1 protein-coding gene is annotated in these 4,267 nt (G+C 70.4%); it reads right to left on the bottom strand.

Annotated elements, in window-relative coordinates:
• The coding region (locus tag KUM32_RS36685) for an SDR family NAD(P)-dependent oxidoreductase (protein ID WP_374227594.1) at positions 1 to 4,236 on the bottom strand (4,236 nt) is incomplete at its 3' end.
• Positions 4,237 to 4,267: the final 31 nt, after the last annotated feature.

Raw genomic sequence — 4,267 nt, 5'->3', positions numbered from 1 at the left:
CTGCGACGGACCATTCGGCGCCGTCAACCCGTTCGACGCACCGTCCTGATTCACCGCCGTACCACGCACCACCGCCAGGACCGGGTGACCCTGCCGCCGGGCATCGGAGAGCCGCTCCACCAGCAGCATCCCCGCACCCTCGGACCAGCCCGTCCCGTCCGCCCCCGCACCGAACGACTTACACCGACCATCCGCAGCAAGCCCCCGCTGCCGCGAAAACTCCACAAAAACATCAGGCGTCGGCATCACCGTCACGCCACCGACCAGCGCCATCGAACACTCACCGGACCGCAACGCCTGCACCGCCAGATGCAACGCCACCAACGACGACGAACACGCCGTGTCCACCGTCACCGCCGGCCCCTCCAAACCGAACGTGTACGACACCCGACCCGACATCACCGACGACGCCGTACCCGTCAGCAGATGCCCCTCCAGCCCCTCACTGGTGTCGAACGCGCCGGTGCCGTATCCCATGGCCGTAGCACCGACGAACACACCCACCGGCTGACCCGCCAAGCCGAGCGGATTGACTCCACTCCGCTCGAACGCCTCCCACGACGTCTCCAGCAGCAACCGCTGCTGCGGATCCATCGCCAACGCCTCACGCGGCGAAATCCCGAACAACCCCGCATCAAACTCACCGGCGTCATACAAGAACCCGCCCTCACGGGCATAGAACGTCCCCACATGATCCGGATCCGGATGGTAGAGCGCCTCCAGATCCCAGCCACGATCCGTCGGGAACGCCCCGATGCCCTCCCCACCAGAGGCCAGCAAGTCCCAGTACCGCTCCGGGGAGTTCATGCCGCCGGGCAGTCGCAGTCCCATCCCGACGATGACGATCGGGTCGTCGTCGATCGAGGAGATGGGGGTGAGGGTGTCGCCGGAGGCGGTTTCCGGGTCGGTGATCTGGCTCAGCAGGAAGTCGGCCAGCCTGGTCGCGCTCGGGTGGTCGAAGGCGAGGGTGGCCGGCAGGGCGAGGCCGGTCGCAGCCTGGAGCCGATTGCGCAACTCCACCGCCGTCAAGGAATCGAAGCCCAGCTCCTTGAACGCCCGGTCGGATTCGACCGCGGCTGTGGAGGCGTGTCCGAGCACTGCGGCGACATGCGTCCGTACCACGTCGGCCGCGAGCCGCTTGCGGTCAGCCGAGGACAGGCGTCCCAGGCGCTGCGCGAACGCGGAGATCCCGGAGCCGCCCTCGGGTGCCGGAGTGCCGAGTTCCCGGGCGACCGACAGATCCGCGAAGAACGGCCGGGCACGGGTGCTGGTGAATGCGGGCAGGAAGTCGGCCCACCGAATGTCGGCGACGGTGACCGCGTCTTCGCCCGCACCGGTCGCGCCGGCCATGGCCGTCAGCGCGTGTGCCGGATCGATCGGGTTGAGGCCTCGACGCCGCAGCCGGTCGGTCACCTCCGTCTGGGCGGCCATGCCGACCTCAGCCCACGGCCCCCAGGCGATCGCGGTGCCCGGGAGGCCCCGCGCGCGGCGTCCGGCGATCACGGCGTCCAGTGCCGCGTTCGCCGCCGCGTAGGCGGCCTGCTCGGCGCTGCCCCAGACACCGGCGATCGATGAGAACACGACGAACGCGTCGACATCACCCACCAGCGCGTCCAGGTGCAGTGCCCCATCGACCTTGCCGGACAGTACGCGGTTGAGGTGGGCGTCGTCAGCATTGACCAGTTCCACGTCCTCGGCCACGCCGGCGGCGTGTACGACCGCGTCGACCGTACCGATCCGCGTGAGCAGCGCCTCGACGGCGGACCGGTCAGCGAGGTCGCAGGCGTGTGCTTCTGCGCCGGGGAGTTCGGTGAGCAGTGCTTCCGCGCCAGGTGCGGCGGGGCCACGTCGGCTGACGAGCACGAGTCGCTCCGCGCCGTGCGCAGCCGCCCACCGCGCGACCTGGGCACCGAGTCCGCCGGTTCCGCCGGCGATCAGAACAGTGCCGTACGGACGCCAGGGGGTACCACCGGACGCCGGGGCCGGTGCCGCTGCCAACCGTCGGACCAGGACGCCGCTGCTGCGGACCGCCACCTGGTCCTCGGTTCCGAGTGCTCCGCCCAGCACCGCACCGAAACGGGCAACGGCCCGGCTGTCGAGGGATTCCGGCAGGTCGAGCAGGCCACCCCAGCGCTCGGGGTGTTCGAGGCCGATCACACGGCCCAGGCCCCACTTCGCGGCCTGCGTGACGTCCGGCGCGCCGTCCGCCCGCCCCGTAGCCACCGCGCCCTGGGTCACCAGCCACACCGACGCGTCACTCTCCGCGTCCGACAGCGCCTGGACGACAGCCAGTACGCCGGTGAGGGAGACCGTCGGGAGCACGAGGATGCCCACCGGGTCCAGCGTACGCAGGCCTACCACCAGATCGGCGCGATCGCCCAGCGGCACGACCACGGCCTCGGCGCCGAGACTGGTCAGGGCCTCGGCAAGCGCGGGCGTGTCGTCACCGACGAGTGCCCAGGTTCCGCGAGGCGCCTCTTCGGTCAGGTCGGTGACCGGCTTCCAGGTGACGCGATAGCGCCACCCGTCGATCAGCGACCTCTCCCGGCCACGGGCACGCCAGGACGCCAGCGCGGGTACGAGCGGTTCCAGCGTGTCGACCGGGACCCCGAGACGGGTGGCGAGCCCGGCGGTGTCACCCCGGTCGATCGGGTCCCAGAAGGCCTCGTCCGCCGCCGCTGCTGCCGAGGCTTTGGCCTCGGCCCGCAGCCAGTACCGCTGACGCTGGAAGGCGTACGTCGGCAGCTCGGCCGGCTGGACCCCGGTGAACAGCGGCGACCAGTCCACCGACACGCCACTGACGTGGAGGGTGGCCAGCGCCGTCAGCATGGTGGTGACCTCGTCCCGGTCACGGCGCAGCAGCGGAACAGCAACCGTCTCCGACTGCTGCACCAGCGCACTCAGCACCGCGTCCGGGCCCAGTTCCACGAACCGGGTGACGCCGTCGAGCGCGCTGACCGCGTCGGCGAACCGGACCGGCCGCCGGACCTGCTCCACCCAGTACTCCGCATCAGACCACTGCCCCGGCTCCACCACCCGCCCAGACACCGTCGACACCGCCGGCACCGACGGCTCACTGAAGGACAGCCCGCGCACCACCGCACGGAACTCCGCCAGCATCGGCTCCACCAACCGCGAATGGAACGCATGACTGGTCCGCAGACGCGACGTCTTCCAACCACGCCCGGCAACCCGGTCGATGTCAGCCTCACACCCGGCCACCACCACCGAACCCGGCCCGTTCACCACGGCGATATCGACGTCGGGGAACTCGGCCGCCACCTCCGCCTCGGAGGCCATGACCGCGAGCATCGCCCCACCAGACGGCAACGCCTGCATCAAACGACCCCGAGCCGTCACCAGCGTGGCGGCATCCTCCAGTGACAACACCCCCGCCGCATACGCCGCCGCGATCTCACCGACCGAGTGGCCGACCAGGACATCGGCCCGCACACCCCACGACGCGACCAGAGCATGCAACGCCACCTCGACCGCGAACAACGCGGGCTGCGCATACCCCGTCTCGTGAATCAGCTCCTCATCACCCAGCACCACCGACAACGGACGGTCCAGATGCACGTCCACATACAACGCCACCTGATCGAAAGCATCCGCGAACACCGGGAACGCCTCATACAACCCCCGGCCCATCCCCACCCGCTGCGCACCCTGACCCGTGAACAGGAACGCGACTTGACCAACGTCGGCGATCCCGCGCACCTCACCGGCGCCGGACGCCACCGATTCCAGACCGTCGGCCAGCGCGCTCCGGTCACCCGCGAGTACGACCGCGCGGTGCGCGAGCGCCGGACGCCGAGCAGCCGCGGCGGCGACAGCACGATGGTCCTGGTCGGTCACGCTCCGCAGCCGTTGTGCCTGAGCCCGCAGCGCCGCGTCATCAGCACCCGACAACAGCACCGGCATCATCGGCAGGTCCAGTGCTGGTGCCGCCACCTCGACCGGCTCCACAGCCGGGGGTTCTTCGAGGATGACGTGGGCGTTGGTGCCGCTGACACCGAACGCCGAGACACCCGCCCGACGCGGCCGATCCCCAGAGCCCTCCCACGGCCGGGCCTCGGTGAGCAGTTCCACCGCTCCCGACGCCCACTCCACATGCGGAGACGGCTCATCCGCATGCAACGTCGCCGGCAGCACACCATGCCGCATCGCCAGCACCATCTTCGCGATACCAGCCACACCCGCAGCCGCCTGCGTATGACCGATGTTCGACTTCACCGAACCCAGCCACAACGGCCGCTCCCGGTCT

The organism is Streptomyces sp. AC627_RSS907 (assembly GCF_019049165.1).
Note: the sequence above shows the minus strand (reverse complement) of the source record. Positions and strands in the feature narration are given on the sequence as shown.